Below are 21,605 nucleotides of genomic sequence, written 5' to 3' on the forward strand. Positions count from 1 at the left end.
CCTCCATTGTCACCGCCGCCGGCGGTCTTTCTGTTTTGTTGGGGAAACGATACAGGGTTCCGACCCTTCATGCGTGGCCGAAAATCGGCCGCTCGCCGGATCAGACAAACCCTTTGTCAATAGGTCTCACATCCTTGACACTGGCGCCGAAGATATCCTGCGCCGACTTGATCAGGGGATGGTCCAGGGCATCTGCCCGCAAACGCCGCTGACGGTCACTTTCCTGCTGACGACGCGCCTGCTCCAGGGATGGCCGGGCCTTGGCGGCGTCACCCGCAAGCGACGAGACACGCAACTTGACAGCGGTCCCGAAATAGTCTCCGGCAAGTGCCGTCAGTGCCTCGACAAGCTCCGGATCATCCAACTGCCCCAGGGCGAAGGAGCCCCGCGGCAAACCAATTTCAAGAATCGGGGGAGCGAGCTGCAGGGGGCTGGCCTGTTCGAGAATGGATGCAATCAGCGGCCGACGGCGGGCCTTGACAAATTCGACCAGCCCCGGCCAGTCCCCCTTTCCGGAGTTCGGGGCAGCCGGGGCCTCAACCTTTTTTGGCGTCGGCTCCGGCGGCGGGGGCGATTCTGCGGCAGCGGTCGAAGACGGAGCAGAACGCGGTGCAGGCGCGGACGGCACGACAGCTCCCCGGGAAAGGCGTTTTTCAAGTTCAGCCAGGCGTTTGAGCAATTGCCCGACATCTTCCGTGGGCGGCAACTGCGCCAGGCGCAGCAACACCATTTCCAGAGTCAGACGCGGCATCGGCGACGCCGCCAGCTCCGATTCCAGCTTGAGCAGCACTCCCTGAATGCGCTGCAGATCCTCCAGGCCGGCCTGCGCCGCCAGCGCCTGGAGCTCAGCCAGTTCATCGGCCGTGACATCAAGCAGTTCCTGCGGCTCATCCAGAACCCGGCAAAGAACCAGCGAGCGAAGCGTCTCGACGAGATCCCGACCATACTGTCGATAGGAATAGCCGAGATGGTCGACCCGCCGGACCATCTCCAGCAGCCGACGGCTGTCACGCTGCAGCAGAGCCTCGACAGTATCGAGCAGCAATCGCCGATCGACCAGCCCCAGCAGACCCTGAACATCCTCATCCGCGGCCCTGTCGCCGCAGAAGGCGATGACCTGATCAAGGGTGGAGAGCGCGTCGCGCATGCTCCCCTCGCCGCGCCTGGCGACCATGGTCAGTGCCCGTTCGCTGATCTCCACTTTCTCGACTTCGACGATTTCCTTCAACCGCGAGACGACACTCGGCAGAGGAATCTTGCGAAAATCGAAGCGCTGGCAACGCGACAGAATGGTGATGGGAATCTTGTGCGGCTCAGTAGTCGCAAAAATAAACTTGGCATGATCCGGCGGCTCTTCCAACGTTTTCAACAGGGCGTTGAAGGCATTGATGGAGAGCATGTGGACTTCGTCGATGATAAAGATTTTGAATCGTGAACGTGAAGGCAGGTAGCGGATATTTTCACGCAACTCACGTATATCGTCGACACCGGTGTTCGAGGCGCCGTCAATCTCGAGAACATCGGTGCCGTTCCCTTCACTGATCTCCAGACAGGAAGGGCACTGATTGCAGGGTTCCGCCGTTATCCCCTGCTCACAGTTGAGAGCCTTGGCGAAAATCCGGGCTGCGGACGTCTTGCCGACCCCGCGGGCACCGGTGAAAAGAAAGGCGTGATGGACACGACCGGTACGGATGGCGTTGCCGAGAGTCTGGCTGACATGTTCCTGCCCGATCAGATCGGCGAAGGTCTGAGGGCGCCACTTGCGCGCCAGTACCAGGTAGGACATCGCGTCATCAGGCTCCAAGGAATAGACATTAAGAAGAGATTGCCGCCACAAGTGACAGCCAGGCACCCCCGCGGCACACGGGAGAGGTTGTTACCGCTGCTCCCTTCCGGGCCTGACGGAGTTGGCAACCGCCCGTTGCGCGGGACCCGGCTGTCACTTCTGGCGGCAATCAGCCGCGGAAAAACAGAAAAGAAACGCCCGCAGAGAAAATGTTCGCGGGCCGCTTTTCGTCCACTGGACGCGCTCGCTCCGCTTCGAATCCCCCCAGGGAACCCGTCTACCTTTGTTTGAAGCTGGCGGAGAGGGAGGGATTCGAACCCTCGGTAGCTTTCACTACACACGATTTCCAATCGTGCACCTTCGGCCGCTCGGTCACCTCTCCGCAGGGTGCGTAGAATACACGAAGGGGAATGGGCTGTAAAGGTTTTTTGGCGCAGCAAAAAGGGAGGGGAAAACCGGTCGTGAAGCCCCTAGTGAAGGGCTCCGGAGAGATGGTCGAAGTCACCGAGCAGAGCGGTGTAATCACGATCGTCTCCCCGTCGGGGCAGGCGCAGGCGATCACGATTTTCGGCCAGGTAACGGGAAACTTCATCCACCGGCATCGGCCGGGCGAAAAAATACCCCTGCATCTCCTGGCAGCCGCGGGATTGCAGAAATTTCAATTGCTCGGCGGTCTCCACACCCTCGGCAATGACATCGAGTTCCAGGCTCTGCGCCATGCCGATAATGGCCTCGACAATGGCGGCATCATCCCGACTCCCGGTCACGTCGCGAATGAAAGACTGATCGATCTTGATGCGGTCGATGGGGAAATTCTTGAGATAATTAAGCGAGGAATAACCGGTACCGAAATCATCAATCGCCAGATCGATACCACGCACCTTGAGAAAGGCCAGAATACGATTGGTCGCCTCGGCATCTTCCATCAGGTAACTCTCGGTCAATTCCAGCTCAAGGAACTCCGCCGGCAGCCCCGTTTCGGCCAGGATCCGGTCAATCATCGCCACCAGGTCGGGCTGGCGGAACTGCCGACCGGAGATATTGACCCCGACCCGAACCTGGGGGTAACCCTCCTCATGCCAGGCCTGAACCTGGGCACAGGCGCTGCGCAACACCCATTCGCCGAGCGGCCGGATCAGACCGGTCTCTTCGGCGACCGGAATGAACCGTGCCGGAGAAATCATCCCCTCCTCCGGATCGATCCAGCGCACCAGCGCCTCCAGGCCGATCAGAGAACGGGTCTGCATATCCCATTGCGGCTGGTAATAGACCTGGAAATGTTCCTGTTCGATGGCTTCGCGCAGCCTGTGCTCCAGCATGTGGCGGTCATAGGCGTTGCGGTTCATCTCCTCCGAGAAAAACTGGAAGTTGTTGCGTCCCTTTTCCTTGGCGGCATACATCGCCATGTCGGCATGCTTGAGCAACGTCTCGGCATTGCGACCATCATGCGGATACATCACCACGCCGATGCTGGTCGACGTAAAAACCGTCTTGCCGTCAAGGCTCACCGGCTCAGCCAGCAGTTCGAGAATTTTTTCGGCGACGATAACCCCGTCCCGTTCGGTTTTCACCGAGGTCAACAGCACGACAAACTCGTCCCCGCCGAGCCTGGCGACCGTATCACTCTGCCGCACGCAGGCACGCAACCGCTCGGCGACCGCCTGCAGCAGACGATCACCGGCATCATGACCGAGAGTGTCGTTCACGTCCTTGAAACGATCAAGATCGAGAAACAGCAGCGAAAGAGGATGGTCATGCCGACTGGCCTGCGCCAGAGCCTGGTCAAGGCGGTCATAAAACAGGCTGCGGTTCGGAAGTCCGGTCAGAATATCATGATAGGCCAGCTTGCGGATTTCCTCTTCGGCCCGCTTGCGTTCAGTAATATCGCGGATCGAACCGACCAGCTTGAGGGGTTTTCCTCCCGCGTCGCAGATCAGGCTGATGTTGATCGAACAGGCAATGGTTTCTCCGCTGCTGCGCCGCAGCTGCAGTTCGAAATCCTTCAACTGCGGCGACTCAAGCAGCTTCTCACGAATTTCAGCCATCCTCCCCTGTTCCGCCGAAATGGTGGAAAAAAGCCTTCCGACCAACTGGTCCCTACGGTAACCGAGCAGATGCTCGACCGAGGGACTGATTTCGATCAGGATGCCTCCCATGCTGGCCTCGAAATAGACATCCTGGATATTCAGAAAAATTCGCCGGTAGCGCTCTTCATTTTCCCGCAGGGCTTCTTCGGCCAGACGTTTGGCGGTAATGTTGCGGATCGTCCCCGTCAACCCGGAGATCCCATGATCAATACGCCCGAAGGGACGGACCACCAGTTCCACCCAGCGGTAGCTCTCAGCCAGCGTCTTCAGCCGCAGCTCACATTGGGCAAAGGGTTCTTCCCCCGCCAGCAGGGGGGCAATCAATGCCCGTGCCCTGTCCCGATCGTCAGCGTAAACCGAATCAAGCAGTTCCTCACCGAGCGTCTCATCCCGTCGACGCCCGGTCACGTGTTCCCAGGCCGGATTCAGGTAGGTCCAGCGCGCCTTTTCATCGGTCTGAAAAAAAACATCGATCGCCGATTCAACCACCAGCCGGTAACGCTGCAGATCATCGGCGGCATCATGCGTTTCGCTGTCCTTTTCCCCGACGCGAGAAGAGGATGTCACCGCCGGAAAAAGAAGCAGCCCACCTGCCACCAGGGCAAACAGCCACACCTGTTCATCCCAGACCAGCAGAGCACCCACCGACGCCAGCAGCATCAGCGGCCACAGCACCCGCTGAACAAAACGGTCTGCGCATCTCCAACCGTTGCCGCCGGATGCCGCATTGATGATGAAACCGCGCTCTCCCACAACAGCTACCTTCGCCAGACTTGAGCCAGCAGCAGCGAACCGACCAATCCGATTCTGTCCTGTCGCGGCCTTTCTTCATATCGGCAATGCAGGAGTCTGTCTTTACCCTGAAAATTGGGGGAACTAGCGAAAAAAAGAGGGGAAATCGAGGGGCACCCGCTCCGTTTCAAGCCCCCCCGAAAACCCATATCTTTCCACTAATCTTTCCACCAATCCTTCATTCGAGCCAGGAAGAAAAAAACAAGGGCCTAGCCGAAAACGGCTAAGCCCTTGTTTTTACTTGGCGGAGGGGGGGGGATTCGAACCCCCGGTGGCTTGCGCCACAACAGATTTCGAGTCTGTCACCTTCGGCCGCTCGGACACCCCTCCAGATTCTGGATTATGTTTATCTTGCAGCTTTTTTTCGTTCGCGCAACTGCCGGAAAAACTCTCTCAGCACGTCGCTGCATTCCTCTCTCAGCACCCCCTCAACCACCTCGACCCGGTGGTTGAAACGTTCATCCCGGTGCAGTTCGTAAATCGATCCAACCGCGCCGGCCCGTGGGTCGCGACAGGCATAGACCAGCCGCGGTATCCGGCTGAGTATAATCGCTCCCATGCACATCACGCAGGGTTCGAGAGTGACATAAAGGCTGCAGTCAAGCAACCGCCAGGAGCCGAGCACCTCGGCAGCCTGCCGGATCGCCAGCAACTCGGCATGGGCCGTCGGATCCTGATCAACTTCCCGCCGGTTGTGGGCCCGGGCGATGATTTCGCCCTGATGGACGATCACCGCGCCGATCGGGACTTCAGCAAGGGTTTCCGCCCGCCGGGCCTCGGCAAGAGCCTCCAGCATGTAGCCATGGTCCTCGCCCTGTTGTGTCTCCTGCATCATCAACCACCTGGCCCTGCCGAACGGTGGATACTTGTATCACGAACTTGAAACGCTGACAAGACCACAGAAAAAACTAAGGGAACCCACCGGACCGCCGATAAAAAAGAACAACCTCAAACCACGGGCTGAAACCATGCACAAACCAAACAGCGCACAACTGACCCTGAAGACACGCCATCCGGGGACAACTTTTCTGGGGATTTTCACCCTGCTGGCCCTGGGACTTTACCTGGCCGCCCTGGCCGCCTTGACGGCCGATGACCTGCAACGGGAAGCCCGGGTCCGGATCACGCCCGATCCACCCATGTTGATCGACACGGAATCCGCGCCGCAGACCGCCGCCCTTGATCATCCCGGGCGTTTCTGACAGCAGCCAAACTCCCGCCCCACCCCACAAAACAACAAGGCCCCGGCACCGTAAAAGTGCTGGGGCCTTATTTTAAATGGCGCGCCGCGGAAGATTCGAACTCCCGACCTTCTGATCCGTAGTCAGTATCAGATACGATTTCACACTTTTCCATATCTCTTCAATAAATTGACTTTTCATTTGTGATAACAATGTGTTATAATTGTTCCTGCGAGTCATTAGTGTTCATCTCTGTCCATGCCGAACCGGAAAAGTTATTAGCAAATCTATTAGCAGAACGATTCTGCTAATAGCGCGACACACCATGGCCCAAAGAAAAGTCACTAATGCCACCCTGAATGGAAAAAGGTTCGCTCCAAAGGAGAATACCTACCTGAAACAGTTCGAACCCGGACTCTACCTGCGAGTTTCTCCTTCCGGGGGCAAGTCCTTTGTCACCCTGTACACCTTCGACGGCAAACAGCACTGGCACACGATCGGCAAATTCCCTGCCATGTCTCTGGCGACCGCCCGCAGGAAACTGGAGGAGATTCAGAACTTGATTGCAGACGGGAAAGATCCGCTGCAGATCAAACTGGAGGAGAAAACCAACCGCATAAATGCACCAACCGTACAGGAGTTCGTCGAGGTCTATCTGAAAAAGTGGGCTGAGCCGAACAAGAAGAGCGCCAAGGAAGACCGACGCATTCTTGAAAAGGATATCATCCCTAAATGGGGCAACCGCAAACTGGCTGGCATTACCCGCCCGGAGATCATCTCCCTGCTCGACGAGGTAGCAGTGCGCGGCCCCATCATGGCCAACCGTACCCTGGCCGTGATTCGTAAAATGTTCAACTTTGCCATCAAACGGGGCGTACTTGAGTTGTCGCCCTGCCAAAATATCGAAGCCCCCGGCAAAGAGGTCAGAAAGGACCGGGTCCTGAGCTTTGAGGAAATCAAAGCCCTATGGACTATCGAATTTACTGACATCACCCGCCGTGCCCTGCTGACAATCCTTGCAACAGCCCAACGCCCGGGCGAGGTGACCGCCATGCGCTGGGAAGAAATCAGCGACGACTGGTGGACAATTCCAGCCGACAAGGCCAAGAATGGGCGAATGCACCGGGTTTTCCTGAACGACACGGCCAAATCCCTGCTGGGTCCTGTCCGAAAACGCGGCTTCGTCTTTCCCTCCCGCGCCGAGGGACAGCCTATCAACCCGAACGCTCTCGCCAGAGCCCTTCGGCAGAGAAAAGCGCGCATCTGCAAAGAGCCCAACGACGGAGAGCTGAGCTTTGACTTCACACCACATGATCTCCGCCGCACTTCCGCCAGCCACATGGCAAGCCTCGGAACCTCCCGCTTGGTCATCGCCAAGATCCTCAATCACGCCGAGCATGAGGTAACAGCCGTATATGACCGTTACGGCTACGACCGGGAAAAGCAGATCGCTCTCGAAGCCTGGGGACGGAAGCTGAGTCAGGTCATCCATTCGTAAAACAGGACAACATCCTGACCATACATAAACGAGGCATCTGAAACAATTTATGTCCGATCAAGCTACTGGCACATAGAGTAATGTCGCGCAAAAACTGCCTCCCAGATATCCTCACTTTTTATTTCGGACCTATCCACAAAACAAAGGCTGTGGAACGGCGATACCGCCGTAAATAGTTCGTCTTAGCTGTGTGCCAACCGCATATTTGAGCAGATCGTCGAACTGCTCAAGTACCGGTTTTGCTTGCATAACGATCTTTGACAATCCGTTTCGCTGCTTTTTCTCCACGGGGCCACGATTCACCTAATAGTTTCTCAGCTGGTTATAGTTGTTCAGGGGGCCCCTATTATTTCCATTGGCGTGAAAGAAAGGTCCTAAACACGGGAACCAGAACCAAGGTGGCTACGGTGGATGATAAGAGCCCCCCGATTACGGTTATTGCAAATGGTTGAAATATCCGCGAACCAACAGCAGGATTCACCGCAACCGGGATCAAAGCGAAAATTGTAGTTATAGCCGTCATAAGGATAGGTCGGAGACGGATGGAAGCGGCTTCCTGGAGCGCACCCGATATCGTATGCCCGGCGCTGATCTGTTGATTGGTGTAATCAAGCAGCACAATCGCGTTGTTGACAGCGATTCCTATAAGCGTGAGCCCCCCCATGCCTACAGAGACGTCCAGTCCGACCTGGGTTACCGCAAGCAGCACAATCGCGCCAACAAGAGCGACAGGAATGGTCACCAGAATGATAAGTGGCTGTAAAAAGGAATGGAATTGCATAGCCATGATGAGATAAATCAATATGACAGCCGCCAGCCCGATCAGGACGAAGTCCATTATTGTACGCTGGAGAACCTGGTACTGGCCGGTGAAGGCGATGCTGTATCCATCCGGAAGGGAGATGGACGAAAACTTCTGCTGAAGCCGACTTACGGCGGCAGAAATGCTCCCATCAACTTCAGCCAAAATGGTGATTTCACGTTCTCCGTTGAGGCGCGTTACAGCCGCAGGCAAATACGTTGTTTGAATATCAGCCACTGTTTTAAGTGGTACGGTTTGACCCGTTGCCGCAGGAATGGTGAGATCTCTCAGCCAATCAATCGTGCTATCTGAAGGGACATTGCTTTTAACCAGAACCTGCACCTGTTGTCGCTGGTGAAGGATGGTTGTGGCCTGAACCCCAAACCGGCCTGCCTGGATCGTTTCAAAAACATCAGCCGGAGAAAGGCCGAAGCGGGCCAACTCAACCGGGTTCGGCCGGACAACGATCTGCGGGCTCTTGATTTTTGTGTTGTTCACGATGTTGGCAATCGTTGGGTCTTGAGCCATTACCTTTTCAACTTGCCCGGCCAAAAACACCAATTCATTCATGTCGGGGCCGAAGACAGTCACGCCGAACATGGCTGGTAAACCGGAGAGGCTCTCGTCCATCTTCTCCTGGGTCGGTTGATGATACAAAAATGCCACGCCGGGTATCTTGCTATAGGAGGCACGCAAATGGTCGAAGATCTGTTCTACGGTATAGTGGCGGCTGCCGCGTGGAACAAGTTTCATGTCCATCTCACCCTTGTTGACACCTTCAATCTGGAATCCGTTCGCCGGTGAACCAGTGCGGCGTTGAACGGTTTCAATGTCAGGCTGGGCGAGGGCGGTACGCTCCAAGGTATCGCCGATGCGATTACTTTCCTTGAGCGATGTGCCAGGCGGCATAACGTATTCGACCAGAAGGGCTCCCTCGTCGATTGGCGGCAAAACACTGATCGGCCCCAACCATGCGGCAAGGCCTCCCAATCCAAGCATCATAACGCCCACAGCCACTGTCAGGCCCCGGTGGGCGAAAGCAAAATGAAGCGTCTTCCGCAGGCCAGCGTCGATAAAGGTCAATAGCCGTGAACCGACAGCGCGACGCTGTCCGGTCGAGCCGATGTGACCGAACATCATCGGCACGAAAGTCAGGGAGACGATAAGCGAAGCCAGCAAAGCCCCACTGACCACCAGTCCGAATGGCCGCACAAAAAGACCTGCTATCCCTCCGAGAAAAAGCAGGGGCGCAAATGCGGCCACCGTGGTGAAAGTTCCGGACGCATCGGCCCCCGCAATTTCCGCCGCTCCATCCAGGCTGGCGGACTGACGGTCTCCCGTTGCATGTAGATGTCGCCCCACGTTTTCGGCCACCACGATGGCATCGTCGACCACCATGCCGACAGCCAGTGTGAGCGCCGAGAGGGTGATCACATTGAGAGTCTGACCGAATGCCTGCATCAGCGCCAGGGTTGCCAGCAACGTGATCGGAATGGTTGCAGTGACGATCAAGGTTGCCCGCACCGTTCCCATAAAGAAAAAAAGCACAGCGGCGGCAAGCAATGCACCGACCATCAGATCGTGAAAAAGGGAATCGCGTGCCTCGGTCACGATATCGGACTGATCGTAAAACTTTCGAACCTGGGCTCTCTTAGGCAGAAGGGACCTGAATTCCTTCAGTTCTCGATCAACGCCGCGAACAACATCAATTGTGCTGGCATTAGGCTGCTTGAAGACAACAAAGGAAACCGCTGGCAAACCGTTGCCGTGTAAAGCGTAATGGCGCGGTACGCGCCCAGGCGTAACGGTTGCGATATCCTTGAGAAGAACGGAGTTGGCACCATTTTCAACCACTGGCACCGAGAGGACATCATCAATGGTTTGAAGTCGGCTATCACCGCGAATAAGGTACTCCCGCGACCCTCTCGTTATGAAGTCAGCTGCCGCCACCCGGTTATACCTGACCAGCGCGGCCGTCACATCACTGATGGTCAAATGGATACGGGACAACGCCTCGGGGCGGACGTGAACGACAAACGCTGGTTCATCACCGCCCAGCACCTCCACTCGGGAAACCCCTTCCACGCCCATCAGACGGCTGGCGAGGTTCAACTGCACTGTGGCACGCAGATCAACCGGGTCTCCAGCTCCGTAAACCACATAACCGGCGACCTCCTGTAGCGTGGTTCCGATATTTTCCAGGCGTGGCGTCACGCCAGCCGGCAGATTGCTTTGCACGGATGAGAGTTCCGCCTGGACAAGCTGCCGGGCGTCGGTCAATCGAGTCCCCCAAGCGAACTCGGCGGTAATCTGAGAAATCCCCTCGACAGAGGTGGAGGATACGCGCCGCACACCGGGAATTGCACGAATACGGTCTTCGATGGGGCGGGTGATGAGCAGTTCCATGTCCTCGGACGCGGTGCCGGGATCGTGGGAGATAACATTGACCACCGGCACATCCAGTCCCGGAAACAACCCCACGGGCAAATGCAGCAGGGAGAAGATGCCTCCCCCGGCGACAACGACGACAAACAGAAGGACCGCGATGGGATTGGCGATAGCCAGATGGAGAAACTTACGCATGCCTTAATCCTGCACCTTGAACTGTTCATTGAATTTACGGTAGAAAAGCTCATAAGCTCCCCTGAAAATAACCAACTGATCCTCTTTCAAGCCGGAAAGGATCTCGACCCAGCCGTCTTGCGCCATTCCTGTTTGGATGCCGATGCGCTCATAGGTACCGTCTTTACTAACGAATAAAAACGGATGGTCCTGAGCGTCATAAACGATTGCCGATTCCGGTACCGCCAAGACGCCGGATCTCGATTGAGCCACGATTTCCCCTCCGACCGATTGGCCGGGTCGCAGTTGCGCGTCTATTTGCGGGCCTTCAATCCACACCGTCACAGCACCTGTACTGGAAGCCACTGGGAGAACCTGCCGGACTATGCCAGTGAGGGGTTGGCTTTCATTCAAGCGAATGACCACCTCACGGCCCTGCAACTCAACGCCCCGTGGAGGGAAAAGCGACGCCTTGATCCGCAACCGAGCCGTATCGATGACGTCGCCGACAACTTGACCGGCGGCCACATCCTGCCCCACGCTGACCCGCCGGTTGGTAAATATTCCCTTCATGGGCGCAGTTATACGGCTTTGCTGGTTTAAGGTTTTCAGATTCAACCGCGCATCACGCAACTGCGTCTCCAGCCTGACCTTCGCTTCCTGTGCCGCAGCCACCTGATCCTTGGTCGTCAACCGAGTCTTGAGATTCTCTTCAAGGCGTACAAGTGTTTCCTGGCTAAGTCGAACCTGCGTTTCTAGGGATTCGATCTGAGCCATGAGTCTGGCGCGGGAATCTTCGATTTTTGGGCCCCCCAGCCGCATAATGGACTGGCCCTTTTCGATAAGATTTTGATCTTCGGCGTCAATGGCCTCGACCCTCCCCGCCACGAGAGCGGTCAATTCGATGGATACCTGTGATTCCACTGTGCCGACCCAATGAACCTGAAGTGTGAAAGTGCGCTTAGTAGGATACGCGGTGCTGATCAGCGGCTCGGGGGCGGATGATGAATCGGTGGCGATTTTCCCGGCGGCCGACTCCAGGGGCCCGATGTGCAAAAGAGCATAGGCTCCAAATCCGATGATCACGACAACCATCATCAGGATTGTAAGATATTTATTCTTCATTATTTTTTCTCCACTCCGAACTCCGTCGATACCGTTTCCGACGACTGGTCTGCTTCCGGAATTTTATAAAAGCCCGTTGCCAGCTCGAGCGCGACCACGGCCTGGGCGAGTTGCCCTTTCAAATCAACAACTTTTATCTGCGCATCGATCAGGTCAGTCCATGTACGGTAATAGACTAGGGCAATGGCTCGTCCATCAGTCAAAGCCGCGCGATAGTTTTCAACCAGCTTTCTGAGATCTGTTTCCGTTGCTTGGGCGGCGGCAATCTGCTCGTTCAAGAATCGGATACCGGATTCAACTTGCTCAATATCTGAGTGGGTTTCAAAAACACGAGTTATGTACTCATCGTAAAGCTTCTTGCGAGTCGCTCGCTCGACCGCTATTTTCCCCTGGCCTCGGTTAAAGATCGGCAACTCTATGCTTAGGCTGAATCCAGTGGTCCGTAAGTTGTCTGTGTCTCTGTTGATCGTCGGACCGACGCTGATCCTCGGAAATTGCTCCAGCACAGCAGCTCGAACCCTCGCCTCCTGGCTGTCGTACTCATGGTGCAATGCGAGAAGATCCAAACGCCTTTGCTCCAACCCGTCCATTAAAGACGTATTCGGCAAGATAATCCTGGAAGGCAGATGAAGGTTTTTACTCAAACGGATCTGTGAATCGGTCGGAAGTCCCAGCAATCGCAGAAGCTTCAGTCGTTGTTGGTCGGCCTGTTTCTCAAGCGAGAGCAGCCGCTCATTCACACTTGAATTGGCGGTCTGGACTGAATTCAAATCACTTGCGGTCATGAAACCATTCGAGACTGCTTTCCGGACATGATCCAGATTTTCCACCATCTGCTGACGAACTTGTTCAAGTAGCCCAATTTGACTCTGCAGGCTCCACAATTGGTAGACGGCTGCCTTGGCCCCTTGAGCAACCTGCCACTCATGCCAGGCAATATCCAAATCAATGGCCTCGCTATGTGCTTTTGCCTCCCACACTCTTGAAGTTCGAGAAATTAGAGACGTCACATTCCAGTTCAAGCCCAAGCCAAAGGCATTTACTCTGCCAGCCGTGTCGCCGCCTATCGGCACGTCAAGGCTGTAAGTCAATTCAGGATTAGGCAATAAACCTGCATCGAGTACCTGTGCGCCCGACAGTGCTCTTTGAGCGCGAACCGCACGCAGGGATGGATTCAGCAAAACCGCCAGAACGGCCGCGCCGTCAGGTGAGAGTCCCTCATCCGCCTTCAACTCAACCGGGTGGAGAATCGGATGTTTGATTTCACGCGCAAGAGCTTGCACCTGTGCCATGTCAGGAGGCTGCAACCTGGCACGACCCCCCTCCTCGGTGATGGGCATCGGGCGGTATGTGGCACAGCCACTAACGGTAACAAGGAGCAAAAAAGCGCCTACATATCGCCAGCAGCGTGCCCATTTTGTAAGATATTGTCCTGATCCTAAAAATCCACGTTTCATAGTTCGATTGAAACTCCATCGGGCTCGGCTTTTCAGCGTACAAGCAGAACCTAGCCATGCCAGTCCACTCTACGGTCAGCTTGTTGCAGCTACTCAGGGAGCCTTGGGTAGAAAGAAGCAGAAAACCCCGTCGCCGGCAGCAGGACCCTAACAGGCCCTCCTTAAGGTTGCCTTAAGGAGGTGTCGATTATCTTCAGGCAGGCTTAAGGGTTCAGGGCTAGTCTGTGGGTGCCGGTAACAACCATCGATTTGACCAGGTCTTCTGTTGCCGGACCGAGCGGTGGATAGCCCGCGATCTCGCTGTTCGGATTGTTCGGACGCGGTGGAAGGAGAATCTGTGATGAGGCAAAAGGGAATGTTGTTTTTCGGTGTGCTTATGGTCGGCTTGCTGGCCGGAACGCTGGCGGTGGCGGTGGCGGATGAGAAGGATGCCCGCGAAATGCAGGCGCTGAAAGCCGCCAAGGTAAGCCTGACCGAGGCCATTGCCCAGGCCCAGGACGCTGCTCAAGGGGTGGCGGTGAGTGCAGAACTGGATGACGAGGAGGCCGTACCCGTTTATCTGGTCGAGGTGGTGTCTGGCGGCCGGGACTATGAGGTCCGGGTCGATCCCGGGACAGGAAAGGTGCTCGACAAGCGGCTTGATCCCGAAGACGATGACGATGGGGATCATGATAAAGTAGAGCGCGATTGAGTCGATGACCGACCGGCCGTCGTGGCGGCCGGTCGGTATGTTCTGTGTAGGGAAAAACCAGAGATATGGTCAGTAGCATTGTCCCTCCGGGCGATGATGGAGGTATTTTCCATGAAACTCCTGTTGGTCGAAGATGATGCCATGATCGGCAAGGTGATGCTCCAGGGATTGGTGCAGGAGGGTCATGTTGTCGACTGGGCTCGCTCTGCAGTGGATGCGTCTATGGCGCTTCGCATTGGCCGTTACGAGATGGTGCTTCTCGACCTGGGGCTGCCGGATGGCTCCGGGCTGGAGGTGCTGACCAACTACCGGCACGGCGGCGGAGACGCTGCGGTCATCATTGTCACGACCCAAGATGCGGTTGCCGAGCGGATTGCCGGTCTCGATGCCGGGGCCGATGATTTTGTCACCAAGCCCTTCGACCTTGACGAGTTGGGGGCGCGGATGCGGGTGGTTCAGAGACGCCGCCACGGACGGATCGATCCACTGCTGGTCTATGGTAGCCTGAGCCTGAACCCGGCCACGAAAGTCTGCCGATTGCAAAGCAAGCAAGTCTCCTAGTCCCCGCGGGAATATGCCCTGCTCGAAGCCCTGCTGGAATCCCCTGCGCGGGTCGTAAGCCGGGAGACGCTGGAGGAACGCCTTTACGGCTGGGAGACCGAGATCGAAAGCAACGCAGTCGAAGTGCACATCCATCATCTGCGCAGGAAGCTGGGTAAACTTCTTAACTTTCAAATCCAGCGGCTCCAATCCCAAAACCCCCTGAGTCCAGAAAACCAAAGCCAATCGCCCGTCAGACATCTTCGTTACCTTCGCCCGCAGTAACTTCTACTCAAGGTTCCCCCCGTACTCATTCCATAGTCAACAAACGTAAACAGTTTGTCGATCATGGGCTGCCACCTCCAGCGATAACCTCGAACCGGAACCCGAGACGCAATCCGGCCAGGGCTCCTCAAGGACCAACTTGGACAACCTCTTCAGGAAATAACAGCAAAGGGGCGAAGAAATCATGCCACGCCTTGCCTACATAATCCTATTTCTAGCAGTCAGCCCGTCCTGGGCTGACTCTTTCTGCTTCCAGGAGGCCGGTGAAACCTACCAGGTACCCCCCCCCGGCTCCGCGCCATCGCAAAGGCCGAGAGTAATTTTGGCTCTGCGGCCCCAAACCACAACCGCAACGGCACCGTCGATATTGGACTGATGCAGATCAACTCCATCTGGCTGGACCAGCTCGGCCCGACCTGGGACTACCTGTTCGACCCCTGCACCAACATCATGACCGGCGCATGGATTTTGAGCCGGTGCATCCAGGACTACAGCTACACCTGGCGGGCCGTCGGCTGCTACCACAGTCGAACCCCGACCAGAAGGGACGCCTACGCCGCCCATATCGCTGCGATCCTCAGGGAGGAATCCCGGTGATCCCGAAAGACCTGCTGGAGAAATACAACCTCCCCGAGAACATGGCCGCGGAGGCCATCGAGTCAGCCATCTCCACGGTTCTCTCCGCCTCATTCGGAACGACCTGTCTGATACGCCTTGGAAACGACTTGGAGATCATCTCCCTGAACCTGACAGGTGGAGACAACCAGCCAGCCGTCCTGGTCGACCCGACCACTCTGTCCCGACACCTCCAGCGACAGATCCGCCACCGGATCAAGCAGGAACTCGAAAAGCGCCAGGCCATCCACGAAGGCAACCTGCTCCGCTCCCTTCGTGGCCAGGTGGTAAAAGGCGAAATCCGCCAGGTCTCCCGAACCGGCGATGTCACCTTGGCCCTGGAGACTGAGGACCACTTCCGCCAACTCACCCTTACCGGCACCTGCCCGGTCCGCTACATCCCAAAGAAAGAGCGTGGCGGCCTTCTTCTCGGAGAGATCCGGACATTTCTCGTCACCAGCATCCTCCCGGTCCAGCAGAACGGCCGCTACAAGGTCCATATTCGACTGAGCCGTACATCCAAAGTCTTACCGGAACTGCTGCTGCGCCAGACAACCGAAATCCAGGAAATCCACTGTGCCAGGCGGATAGCAGGAGCTTTCAGCGAAATCGAATCATCCAGATTCCTCCCCAAAGACGCCATCAAAACCGTCTCCCGGGAGTTGAAGGAAAGGATCATCGTCCGTGTTCTTCAGACGAAAAAAAGCGCCTGAACCGACCACCCTGATCGGCACCGGGGTCAACCTCGACAACCCCGGCAAAATCATCCCCATCCGCCTGCCCGACAGCCACCGCAAACGACACACCTTCGTCTTCGGCACCACCGGGGTCGGCAAAACCCGCCTGGCCGAACTGATGATCGAGCAGGACATCCGGGCCGGCAAGAATATCGTCTTTCTCGACCCCAAGGGGGACCAGCAGATTTTCACGAAGATATACGACGTGGCCCGACAGTGCGGCAGGGAAGAGGAGATGCAACTGGTCACGCCGATCTACCCCGAATACTCGGCGGTCATCGACCCGCTGGCCTACTACTTCATGCCGGACGAACTGGTCGGTCACCTGGTCGCCGGCATCAAGGACGGCAAGGAACCTTTTTATCGCAACGTCGCCAAGGAAGTCGCCTCGGCGGTCGTCACTGGCAACATCCTGCTCGCCCGCGCCGAAGGCCGTCCCCCCATCCAGAACATCGACTCCGTGCGCCAGGCTATCCGCAGGTCCGCCCTGGAGGAAATGCGGCAAGCCCTGGAACGGATTACCGACCCGGAGGCCCAGTCGGTAGCAGGCGTCCTCCAGGACATTCTCGATTCCCCCCAGGGATATTACGAGAAAGTCAGCACGACCCTGAGAACCGCCCTGAACGAGCTGTCCAGCGGCAACATCGGCCAGATCATCGGCAAAGCCGACAGCAACCGGTTCATCGAAAAAATGGAACAGGGCAAGGGCGTGATCCTGGTCGTCCACACCGGCTCGATGATTACCCGCGAGGCCGGAGAAACCCTCGGGCGGGTTGTTCTCTCCATGATCCAGTCCTTCGTAGGCCGGGTCTACCTCTCCGGGCGGCAGAAAATCGAGCGGGGCCTGTCCATCTACATCGACGAGGCCCAGTCCCTCTTCTACAAGGGTGTCGAAGACCTGTTCGCCAAAGCCGGATCAGCCGGTGTCATGGTCCAGGCGTTCGCCCAGTCGGTCAACCAGCTCTACTCCGTCCTGGGAGAGAACGAGGCGAAGTCCATTCTCGACAACACCAATACCAAGATCTTCATGCGCTGCACCGACGCCGAAACCTCCGAGTACGTCGTCCAGCACTTCGGAACCAGGAAGGTCCTGTCCACCATCTACAACCCGGCGCAGATCACCACCCGCGAGATCGAGGAAGACGTGCTGCGGGTGCAGGACATCCTGAGCCTGCAGCCGCAGGACTTCTATATGATGACCTTCTCCGGCAGGCATCGGGGCCGCACCGCCACCGTCAAGGACCCGAAGCTGACCATCCAGTTCCCGGACGCGCCGGCCATCGTTCGGGCTGACCGCAATCAGGGTGAACGTCATGCTGTCTGACCTGATCCTGCTGATCGGCGGTGGCGCCTGCCTAGTGCTGATCCTCTACGCCGCCGCCCAGCTTCTTCCACAACGCTCTCGCGGAAAGAAAGGGGAACGTCGCCTGCTCGGAGAAATCGCCTGGCTCTGGACGGGCAAGGGCGATGTCGTTGACTTCCGGGAAATCGCCCGGATCTGGCGGATCACTCCCGAAGTCCGCAACGAACCGCAGCCGCCTCCCGAATATGCCAGGGAGGAGATCCGCCAGTTCCACGCCCGCTGGCTGACCCTGCCGACGGTCCAGGGAGAGAAAAGACAGGTCATTGAGGGCATCCTGTCCATTCTCGACAGCCAGGGCAACTGCCCCTCCGTCGTGCAGCGCAACAAAAACGAGGCCGAAGCCAAGTACGACAAGGACGTGTTCGCCCTGCTGGCGAAAGTCCCGCTCTGGCAGCACAGCCTGGCTGTGGCCGGACACCTGGCGGGCGGTATGAAGCAGGCGGTGATGGTCCCTGACGCCCTGATTGCCGGCCTTGGTCACGACCTCGGCAAGATCCCCGCCTACCAGGACACGCTCTACCGGACGGGAGATCATCCGATCCTCTCCATCATCGCCCTCAACCGCATCCCCGGATTCGAGTCCATGTCGAACATGGACGATATTTCCCAAGCCATCCGGCAACACCACCAGCTCGCCCCGGAAAACCCTCTCGGGACGGCACTGAAACAGGCCGACCAGAAGGCCCGGCTTGAGGAGATCAGCAGGCTCTCCCCGGCAGGACAGATCCGGCTGGAAGAGGAGGCAGGAGAGGAGAAACCAGGAGAAGAAGCCGCCCCGGAGGTTCCCCCGGTACTCATATCTAAAGCGAAGACACCGAAAAAGGAGCAACCCTCGAAGTCCGCCGCGGACAGCGAGAAGACAGAGGAGGAACTGACGGGCAGCCAGGCAGCCGGCGGGCAGGCGGAAGAGCATACCCCGTCACCGTCGACCAGGGACGGGGATTTTTTGCAGGACTTCGACCTGGAAACCATCCTCGACGCCCTGAAGAAACGGATCAACCGGATCGAGAAGGGCCGCTGGTCGATCATCTCGACTCCGGAAGGGCATGTCCTCTGCCAGCCGGACGCACTCTGGCAGGAGATCAAGAAGGCCGGCAGGAAAGCTCCGGAACTGCAACTGGGCGATGCCGATGAGGGAACGAAACGGAAGTATCTCGGCAGGATCGTGGAGCGCATGAGCCAGGAGCTGAACGCCATCAACACCAGCCTGGTCGCAGAGGGCTACCACACCGCCCAGTGCCTGATCGTTATGGGCAGCGGCAAGGCGTTTCGCGTTCCCCTGATCCCGTTCCGGGCTGAAGCCTTCAAGGCCCTGCCGTCCCAGCTCGAAGCCCTCAAAGGACCGGGGATCAGGAAGATGGTGCAGAAAGTCAAGCTTCCGAACCAGGAGAGCGGGGCATGAGATATCGAACCCTTCTGGCCGGGTGCCTGTGCCTTGTGGCCGTTCAGGCATTGGCCGCCTACCAGGAACCTCCCAGGCGGGGGTACTGGTGGTACGAAACACCGCCCACGAAGACAGAAAAGAAGGAAGAAGAGCCACCGCCACTTCCCAACTACACGGTGCAGCAGATGATGGAGATGGACCCGGACATGCTGAAGGACTACGCCGAGGCCGTCACGAAAGAAGCGATCCGGTTGCCGACCGAGGAAAACGTCAGGCGTCACTACCTGGTGCAGGACATTATCCGACGCAAGGCCAGGGCGTTTACCAATGTTTCCGAACTGGTCTGGCAGAAATACCCGGAACTGACCACGGCCAAGGACAACCCCCTCACCACGCCGGGCCGCAACGCCATGACCAGGGCGCAGATCGAGGAGCGCCGGCAGAAGCTGTCCCAGGCAAGAGAGGAGTTTGCCCTGCTCTACTTCCGCTCCTATTCCTGCGCCTTCTGCCAGGCCCAGGACCAGATCCTGCCGCTAGTCACGTCACGGCTGGGCTGGCAGGTCAAACCTATCGACATTCAGGCCAACCCGGCTCTGGCCGACAGACTCGGCGTGGAGACAACACCAACCCTGATTCTGATCCACAAGGGATCGCAGGACTTCTTCCCGGTGACAACCGGGGTCGCGTCGGTCATGGAAATCGAGTCACACCTGTTCCGGGCGATCCGGCTGATGCGGGGAGAAATATCCCCGGAGAACTTCAACCTCTACGATTTCCAGAAAGGAGGCGGCTACGATGTCGAAACCCGACAATGAGGCCCAGTCCGGGTTTCTGGTCTACGCGGGACGGTTTCCGGGGTCCATCGGAATCTGTCATTTGCGCATCATCCCGGGGGCAAGACGTACCGTTTTTCTGGCGAGCGAACTGGCCAACAACCCCGGTCCCAGCGTGACAAACAGCATTGAGAACATCTGGAAGAACATCCAGAACGAATTTCCCGACCTGTCGGCTCACGACTCGCTGCTTGTCGAGCATTACGACGAAAAGGTTGTGTACGGCGAGGTAAATGGCCGTGCCCGCTACGATGAGGTCTGTATCGGAACGGACGGTGTTCACTGGCGGCACCGCTCTCCCGACGAAATTGCCGAACTCGCCGGAATCCCCGTATCCGAACTGGTTGTCGCCAAGGAGATCCTGAACCTGAACGCCTGTGCCCTGGAGGATACCAGCCATGAACCAACGAGCCTGCATTAGAGTCGTCCTTGTCGCGGTTCTGGTCCTGACGGGGCTGACCTCCGCCCACGCCGGGTGGGTGGATGACTGGGTCAACCAGAAGACCGAATCATCTCCCGGCAGCTACCAGGGACAGACCCGGAACTACTACACCGCCGGGAGCTTCAGCGCCCGCTGGAACACCCGCAGCGACTACCTCTGGAGCATGTCCCCGCCGAAACTGAAAACCGGCTGCGGCGGCATCGACGCCTTCATGGGCGGAATGACCTTTCTCAACACCGATTACCTGGTGGAAAAGCTCGAACGGATCATGAACGCGGCCCCGGCGGCCGCCTTCGATGTCGCCCTGAAGGTTCTGGCCCCCCAGGTGTCCGACACCATCAGGTCCATGGAAAACATGGCGTCGAAACTGAACAATATCCAGCTCGACGAATGCCGGGCGTCAAAGGCTCTGGTCGCAACCATCGCCAACCCGCTGGTGTCCAATCCGGACAAGAAGAAGGAACTGGGAGCGATCCAGACCGACTGGTGGCAGTCAACCGGGGTCGGGGATCTCTGGACCGAGTTCCAGAAGCAGCGCAAGGCCGACAACGACAACCCCGACCCGGCGGCCGCCGCAGGGTCCATGTCGGGCTGTTCGGCTGAGTTCAGGGATGTTTTCGCAGGAGGAAGCGTACTGCAGAACGTCGCCGCGAAAGTCGGCATGACGAACCTCGACTACCTGGACCTGATCCGGGGGTACGTCGGTGACGTGTATATCGAGGCCCCGAATGCCGCCACCGGGTTCGGGGCTTACAAGGTTGTGGGAGACGACCCCTGCGAAAAGAATACCGGCCTCGATGACTTCATCAACGGTGACGCCGAGGGCCGCCCGACGGGCGGAGCTTGCGCCCCGATCACGGATGCCAACAGGAACCTGCAGGTCTATGTCCAGAACATGATCCAGGCCATCAACACCAGGTACACCAGCCGGCAGCCGCTGACCTCGACCGAAACCGACTTCATGAACGCCATGCCCCTTCCGGTCTCCCTGATTCTCAAAAACGCCAGGTCCGCCGGAATGGTCCAGGCCGAAGTCAGCTACCTGGGGAATGTCGCCGGCAAAGCCTACTCCTACCGGCTGCTGGCCGATCTGTTCGCCAGGACCAGCAAGCTGCTCTATACGGCGCAGACGATCATGGCGACGCAGAACAACCCGACCGGGAGCAACGCCACGGCAACCTGCCGGATTGAAAATGTCCAGGAAGCGTCGAACCGGATCGCGGCCATGATGGACCGCACGGGCAAACTGTACGCGGCGGTCCGGTCCGATTACGCGGCAGCCCTGAGCGAGATCAACGCCCTGGAAACCTATGTCAAACGCAGGCAGGAATTTTCCCGGAATGTCCGGGATGAACTGGCAGCTCGTTTCGGAGAACGTCTCGCTGATCGGGCGACAAAACCGAACGGTTAATCACAATCGAGGAG

Annotated in this window: 16 protein-coding genes, 2 tRNA genes, 1 other RNA gene and 1 pseudogene; 11 read left to right on the forward strand and 9 right to left on the reverse strand. The window is 57.7% G+C overall.

The features are described 5' to 3' along the window. Positions 1–100: 100 nt before the first annotated feature. The 6 genes from dnaX to tadA form a co-directional block, all read right to left on the reverse strand. On the reverse strand, positions 101–1,786 hold the full coding sequence (dnaX, locus tag B5V00_RS06580) for a DNA polymerase III subunit gamma/tau (protein WP_085009975.1): 1,686 nt from the start codon (positions 1,784–1,786) through the stop codon (positions 101–103). Positions 1,787–1,839: 53 nt separating this feature from the next. Continuing rightward, an RNA gene (gene ffs, locus B5V00_RS06585) (signal recognition particle sRNA small type) lies at positions 1,840–1,938 on the reverse strand. A gap of 142 nt (positions 1,939–2,080) precedes the next feature. Next, positions 2,081–2,168 (reverse strand) — tRNA-Ser (locus B5V00_RS06590). A gap of 88 nt (positions 2,169–2,256) precedes the next feature. Next, positions 2,257–4,626, reverse strand: a complete 2,370-nt coding sequence (locus B5V00_RS06595; RefSeq protein ID WP_085009976.1) for a putative bifunctional diguanylate cyclase/phosphodiesterase — start codon at positions 4,624–4,626, stop codon at positions 2,257–2,259. A gap of 281 nt (positions 4,627–4,907) precedes the next feature. Continuing rightward, positions 4,908–4,995 (reverse strand) — tRNA-Ser (locus tag B5V00_RS06600). Between the two features lie 16 nt (positions 4,996–5,011). Then, complete coding sequence (tadA, locus tag B5V00_RS06605; protein ID WP_216355464.1) at positions 5,012–5,500, reverse strand: tRNA adenosine(34) deaminase TadA; 489 nt, start codon at positions 5,498–5,500, stop codon at positions 5,012–5,014. A 133-nt stretch (positions 5,501–5,633) separates the two neighbouring features. On the opposite strand from tadA, the gene B5V00_RS06610 reads away from it, so the two are divergent. Together B5V00_RS06610 and B5V00_RS06615 are read left to right on the forward strand one after the other, a co-directional pair. Then, on the forward strand, positions 5,634–5,867 hold the full coding sequence (locus B5V00_RS06610; protein WP_085009978.1) for a hypothetical protein: 234 nt from the start codon (positions 5,634–5,636) through the stop codon (positions 5,865–5,867). Positions 5,868–6,171: 304 nt separating this feature from the next. Further along, a complete protein-coding gene (locus tag B5V00_RS06615) occupies positions 6,172–7,344 on the forward strand; it encodes a tyrosine-type recombinase/integrase (RefSeq protein WP_085009979.1) in 1,173 nt (390 codons plus the stop codon). A gap of 346 nt (positions 7,345–7,690) precedes the next feature. Here the strand turns inward: B5V00_RS06615 and B5V00_RS06620 are convergent, their stop codons facing one another. The 3 genes from B5V00_RS06620 to B5V00_RS06630 are packed head-to-tail and all read right to left on the reverse strand — an operon-like array spanning position 7,691 to position 13,125. Beyond that, the gene (locus B5V00_RS06620; protein WP_085009980.1) at positions 7,691–10,729 is read right to left on the reverse strand and encodes an efflux RND transporter permease subunit; all 3,039 of its coding nucleotides are present in this window, start codon (positions 10,727–10,729) and stop codon (positions 7,691–7,693) included. Between the two features lie 3 nt (positions 10,730–10,732). Beyond that, entirely contained in the window at positions 10,733–11,833 is a 1,101-nt protein-coding gene (locus B5V00_RS06625; RefSeq protein WP_085009981.1) for an efflux RND transporter periplasmic adaptor subunit, read from the reverse strand. Then, the gene (locus B5V00_RS06630) at positions 11,833–13,125 is read right to left on the reverse strand and encodes a TolC family protein (protein WP_172399641.1); all 1,293 of its coding nucleotides are present in this window, start codon (positions 13,123–13,125) and stop codon (positions 11,833–11,835) included. Before B5V00_RS06630 ends, B5V00_RS06625 begins: the two co-directional genes overlap by 1 nt. Positions 13,126–13,630: 505 nt before the next feature. Between B5V00_RS06630 and B5V00_RS06635 the strand changes: the two genes are divergently transcribed. The 9 genes and pseudogenes from B5V00_RS06635 to B5V00_RS06675 all read left to right on the forward strand — a co-directional run bounded on the left by B5V00_RS06635 (position 13,631) and on the right by B5V00_RS06675 (position 21,591). Next, positions 13,631–13,981 carry a PepSY domain-containing protein gene (locus tag B5V00_RS06635; RefSeq protein ID WP_085009983.1) on the forward strand — a complete coding sequence of 117 codons (351 nt, stop codon included), beginning with the start codon at positions 13,631–13,633 and terminating at the stop codon, positions 13,979–13,981. A gap of 111 nt (positions 13,982–14,092) precedes the next feature. Then, positions 14,093–14,806: pseudogene (locus tag B5V00_RS17565) on the forward strand (response regulator). Between the two features lie 300 nt (positions 14,807–15,106). Continuing rightward, positions 15,107–15,403, forward strand: a complete 297-nt coding sequence (locus B5V00_RS06645; protein ID WP_245803925.1) for a lytic transglycosylase domain-containing protein — start codon at positions 15,107–15,109, stop codon at positions 15,401–15,403. Next, positions 15,400–16,134, forward strand: coding sequence for a hypothetical protein (locus B5V00_RS06650; RefSeq protein WP_085009984.1), 735 nt, complete (start codon positions 15,400–15,402; stop codon positions 16,132–16,134). Before B5V00_RS06645 ends, B5V00_RS06650 begins: the two co-directional genes overlap by 4 nt. Further along, the gene (locus B5V00_RS06655; protein WP_085009985.1) at positions 16,106–17,482 is read left to right on the forward strand and encodes a type IV secretory system conjugative DNA transfer family protein; all 1,377 of its coding nucleotides are present in this window, start codon (positions 16,106–16,108) and stop codon (positions 17,480–17,482) included. The genes B5V00_RS06650 and B5V00_RS06655 overlap by 29 nt, the downstream gene beginning before the upstream one ends. Beyond that, positions 17,472–18,923, forward strand: coding sequence for an HD domain-containing protein (locus tag B5V00_RS06660; RefSeq protein ID WP_085009986.1), 1,452 nt, complete (start codon positions 17,472–17,474; stop codon positions 18,921–18,923). Before B5V00_RS06655 ends, B5V00_RS06660 begins: the two co-directional genes overlap by 11 nt. Further along, positions 18,920–19,720: a conjugal transfer protein TraF gene (locus tag B5V00_RS06665; protein WP_085009987.1), complete on the forward strand. Its 801-nt coding sequence runs from the start codon at positions 18,920–18,922 to the stop codon at positions 19,718–19,720. The genes B5V00_RS06660 and B5V00_RS06665 overlap by 4 nt, the downstream gene beginning before the upstream one ends. Then, positions 19,701–20,159 carry a hypothetical protein gene (locus tag B5V00_RS06670; protein ID WP_085009988.1) on the forward strand — a complete coding sequence of 153 codons (459 nt, stop codon included), beginning with the start codon at positions 19,701–19,703 and terminating at the stop codon, positions 20,157–20,159. The genes B5V00_RS06665 and B5V00_RS06670 overlap by 20 nt, the downstream gene beginning before the upstream one ends. Continuing rightward, on the forward strand, positions 20,137–21,591 hold the full coding sequence (locus B5V00_RS06675; RefSeq protein ID WP_085009989.1) for a conjugal transfer protein TraH: 1,455 nt from the start codon (positions 20,137–20,139) through the stop codon (positions 21,589–21,591). The genes B5V00_RS06670 and B5V00_RS06675 overlap by 23 nt, the downstream gene beginning before the upstream one ends. The last annotated feature ends 14 nt before the right edge of the window (positions 21,592–21,605 follow it).

It is taken from the genome of Geothermobacter hydrogeniphilus, assembly GCF_002093115.1.
GTDB lineage: Bacteria > Desulfobacterota > Desulfuromonadia > Desulfuromonadales > Geothermobacteraceae > Geothermobacter_A > Geothermobacter_A hydrogeniphilus.

Excerpts from the sequence above, each read along its gene's own strand:
- B5V00_RS06630 (WP_172399641.1), bottom strand. The coding sequence starts at position 13,125 with ATGGCACAGGTGCAAGCTCTTGCGCGTGAAATCAAACATCCGATTCTC.
- B5V00_RS06620 (WP_085009980.1), bottom strand. The coding sequence starts at position 10,729 with ATGCGTAAGTTTCTCCATCTGGCTATCGCCAATCCCATCGCGGTCCTT.
- dnaX (WP_085009975.1), bottom strand. The coding sequence starts at position 1,786 with ATGTCCTACCTGGTACTGGCGCGCAAGTGGCGCCCTCAGACCTTCGCC.
- B5V00_RS06675 (WP_085009989.1), top strand. The coding sequence starts at position 20,137 with ATGAACCAACGAGCCTGCATTAGAGTCGTCCTTGTCGCGGTTCTGGTC.
- B5V00_RS06670 (WP_085009988.1), top strand. The coding sequence starts at position 19,701 with ATGTCGAAACCCGACAATGAGGCCCAGTCCGGGTTTCTGGTCTACGCG.
- B5V00_RS06610 (WP_085009978.1), top strand. The coding sequence starts at position 5,634 with ATGCACAAACCAAACAGCGCACAACTGACCCTGAAGACACGCCATCCG.
- tadA (WP_216355464.1), bottom strand. The coding sequence starts at position 5,500 with ATGATGCAGGAGACACAACAGGGCGAGGACCATGGCTACATGCTGGAG.
- B5V00_RS06665 (WP_085009987.1), top strand. The coding sequence starts at position 18,920 with ATGAGATATCGAACCCTTCTGGCCGGGTGCCTGTGCCTTGTGGCCGTT.
- B5V00_RS06615 (WP_085009979.1), top strand. The coding sequence starts at position 6,172 with ATGGCCCAAAGAAAAGTCACTAATGCCACCCTGAATGGAAAAAGGTTC.
- B5V00_RS06635 (WP_085009983.1), top strand. The coding sequence starts at position 13,631 with ATGAGGCAAAAGGGAATGTTGTTTTTCGGTGTGCTTATGGTCGGCTTG.
- B5V00_RS06660 (WP_085009986.1), top strand. The coding sequence starts at position 17,472 with ATGCTGTCTGACCTGATCCTGCTGATCGGCGGTGGCGCCTGCCTAGTG.
- B5V00_RS06625 (WP_085009981.1), bottom strand. The coding sequence starts at position 11,833 with ATGAAGAATAAATATCTTACAATCCTGATGATGGTTGTCGTGATCATC.